The sequence below is a fragment of the Streptomyces sp. RP5T genome, assembly GCF_003933965.1.
Lineage (GTDB): Bacteria > Actinomycetota > Actinomycetes > Streptomycetales > Streptomycetaceae > Streptomyces.
The window spans coordinates 1-2,895 of sequence record NZ_RSAJ01000832.1; the positions used below are offsets into that span (position 1 = coordinate 1).

General features: G+C 77.3%; 3 protein-coding genes. All 3 read right to left on the bottom strand.

The annotated features are described in order from the left end of the window. Positions 1 to 13: 13 nt before the first annotated feature. The gene (locus EHS43_RS41700) at positions 14 to 1,351 is read right to left on the bottom strand and encodes an NADH-ubiquinone oxidoreductase-F iron-sulfur binding region domain-containing protein (protein WP_125195698.1); all 1,338 of its coding nucleotides are present in this window, start codon (positions 1,349 to 1,351) and stop codon (positions 14 to 16) included. Beyond that, the gene (locus EHS43_RS41705; RefSeq protein ID WP_125195699.1) at positions 1,348 to 2,037 is read right to left on the bottom strand and encodes a ferric reductase-like transmembrane domain-containing protein; all 690 of its coding nucleotides are present in this window, start codon (positions 2,035 to 2,037) and stop codon (positions 1,348 to 1,350) included. The genes EHS43_RS41700 and EHS43_RS41705 overlap by 4 nt, the downstream gene beginning before the upstream one ends. After that, the coding region (locus EHS43_RS41710; RefSeq protein WP_148104258.1) for an FAD:protein FMN transferase at positions 2,034 to 2,895 on the bottom strand (862 nt) is incomplete at its 5' end. The genes EHS43_RS41705 and EHS43_RS41710, both read right to left, overlap by 4 nt.

A 2,895-nucleotide genomic window follows, 5' to 3' on the forward strand; every position in this document is an offset into this window, starting at 1 on the left:
GTCCGGGTGTGGGTCATCGCCATGCCTCCGGGGGTTCGGCGGGCGGGACGGGGAGGTGCGTTCGGTGGACGTCGGGGCAGGCGCCCCGTGTGAGGTGGTGGTCGACGTCGGCGGCGAAGGTGCGCAGGGCGGAGGCGGCGAGTCGGGCGGCGCCGTCGGGGTGGCGGCAGGCGCCCCGGTCCGGCAGCAGGCCGGTGCGCCGGCGCAGACGGGAGAGCAGGTCCGGGTCGGCCCGTCCGGCGGCCAGGGCGGCGAAGTCCTCGGCCACCGCGGGCAGCCCGAGACGGCAGGGACCGCACTGACGCGCGCTGTGCGCGGCCAGATAGGTGAGGACCCGGGCCGTCTCGGTCAGTCCGCAGGCGGCCCGCGGAAGCGCGACGAGCACGCCCGCCCCCGGCGCGGCGCCCAGTTCGGCCAGGTCCTGCCGGGCGAACGGGGTGTGCAGGTGCCCGGCAGGCAGCCACACCCCCGCGAAGCCGCCGAGCAGCACCGCCCGCAACGGCTCTGTGGGCCCCCCGGCGCCGTCGAGGATCGTCGCGAGCGGCGTGCCGAGCGAGACCTCCAGGACCCCGGGTGCCGCCACGGCACCGGAGACGGTGACGAGCGTGGTGCCCGGCTCGTCGGGTGTTCCTGTCCGCCGGAACCAGTCGGGGCCGTGGCGGGCGACCAGGGCCAGGTGGGCGAGCGTCTCGGCGTTGTGGACGAGCGTGGGCCGGCGTGCGACACCGCGCTCGTGGCTGCGCGGCGGGTTGCCCAGCGGCCGGGCCTCGCCCCCGTTGAGCCAGCGCACCAGAGACGTCGACTCGCTGGAGACGTAGGTGTGCGGGAGCAGGTGCGGCAGCAGCGACACGGTGTCGAGGCGGGCCCGTGCGCGGTCGTCCAGGGCGGTGCGCAGCCGCTGGTACTGGGCGGGGCGGCCACGTGGCAGACAGATGTGGACGGTGTCGGCGCCCACCGCCTCCGCGGCGAGGACGGCACCGTCGAGGACGAGGTGCGGTGCGACGGCGAGGAGGAACTGGTCCTTGCGGCTGGGCGGTTCGCTCTCCATGGCGTTGACGACGACCACGGCTCGGCCCCGTCGCGCCGCCACCGCACGCAGCTTGGCGGCGGTCGGGAAACCGGCGCCGCCACGGCCGGTGAGCCCGGCCGCCTCCACGTCCCGCAGCAGAGGCACCGAGTGGCGGTGGCCGCGCGCCGCGGCGACCGGGGGAGGCCCGTAGCGCCGCAGGTGCTCGTCCAGGTCGGCCGGCCTTCCGGTGGCGTACCAGCCCGCCAGGAGCCGGGCGCCGGCGGGCGCGCCCGCCGCGGCCGGGCGGTACGCGGCGGAAGGCGTCGGTGCCGAGGAGTTCATCGTCCGCCCCCGAGGTGGAGGAGCATCGTGGTGGCGGCGCGCTGGGCCCAGCCGGGCTGGAGCGGCCCGGCGGCCAGGAACGCGGCGAGCAGTACCGGCAGGGCCGCCGCGGTCACCGCGGCGACGAGACGTCCCGCGACCCGCCCGGGGCCGGACTTCGCCAGCCTCCACCACACCGCCGCGACCACGGCCCCGATGCAGCCCGCGTAGAGCCACAGCTGCAGGGGCAGCCGGGTGTCCGTACCCGTCGCGACCCCGTGGAAGAGGGCGAGGGGCCAGGCCGCGTACGCCAGCCAGTGCACGGCCTTCCAGCGGCGCGCCCCGATGCGCAGCCGCATCGCACTGGTGACCAGGACCGCCAGCAAGAGGTCGAGTGCGACCGTGCCCAGACCGAGCCAGAGCGGGCGGTACGACGCGCCGAACGGGATCACGGTCACCGCCCATCCCAGGTGGACGAACGGGTCGAGCACGGCGGTGACCACGTGCAGCACCAGGAACACCAGGGTCAGCAGGGACAGGTTGCGGTGCAGCAGGCCGATCTCGAAACGGCCGATCCTGCGGGGTGCGGCGCGCCCGGCGGAGGCGATGCCGAGCGCCACCGTGGCGGTGAGCAGCAGCAGCGCCAGGCTGCCGCCGGCCCGGCTCGCGTACCAGAGCGGGCTGCCGGTCAGGGCCAGGGCGGTCATCGCGCACCTCCGGCGAGCGTCGCCCCGGGAGCGCGGGCCTCGGGCGGCCAGCCGCCGAGACGTACGACTCGGCCGTCCGGGGCCACCAGGCGGGCGGGGAGCCCGGTGCGGCGCAGCCAGTCCTCGGCCGCGTGGCCCAGCACGATCGCCGCCGTGCCGGCGGCGTTGGCGTCCACGCAGGTGGCGGCGGCCACGGTGGCGGTGTGCCAGACGGGCGCAGCGGGCTCGCCGGTCAGCGGGTCCACGATGTGGTGCACGGTGCGTCCGGCGCGCCGCCAGGTGCGCACCCGGACACCCGAGGTCGCCAGTGCGCCCGTGGTCACCGCGACGGTGGGGCAGCGGGACGGCTCGGGCCGGGCGTGGTCGTCGGCGACGGCGATCCGCCAGCCGCCGTCCGGCGGTGTCCCGGCCACCGCCAGATCGCCGCCCAGGTTGACCACCACGCCGCAGCCCGCAGCGGCAGCGGCCCGGGAGGCGGCCCGGTCGGCGGCGAGCGCCTTGGCGGACGAGCCCAGGTCGAGGCACGTGTCCGCAGGCAGGCGCAGCCGCCGGGTGCGCGCGTTCCAGACGATGCTGCGCCAGCCCGGAGCGGGCCGGAACACCGGCAGGGGGCGCACGTCGTCGGGGCGCAGGGAGGCGAAGGTGCGGTCGTAGCCGAGCGCGATCACCGCGCGGCCGACCGTGGGGTCCACGGCTCCGCCGGTGAGTTCGGCGGAACGCAGCGCGGCCTCCAGCGCCTCGGCGAACCGCTCGCCGACGGTCACCGTGGTGCCCGCGGCCAGGTTCACCCGGGTCAGTTCCGAGTCCGGCCGGAAGCGGCTGCACGTCACGTCCACGGCAGCCAGCTCGGCCCGCAGG

Excerpts from the sequence above, each read along its gene's own strand:
- EHS43_RS41700 (WP_125195698.1), bottom strand. The coding sequence starts at position 1,351 with ATGAACTCCTCGGCACCGACGCCTTCCGCCGCGTACCGCCCGGCCGCG.
- EHS43_RS41705 (WP_125195699.1), bottom strand. The coding sequence starts at position 2,037 with ATGACCGCCCTGGCCCTGACCGGCAGCCCGCTCTGGTACGCGAGCCGG.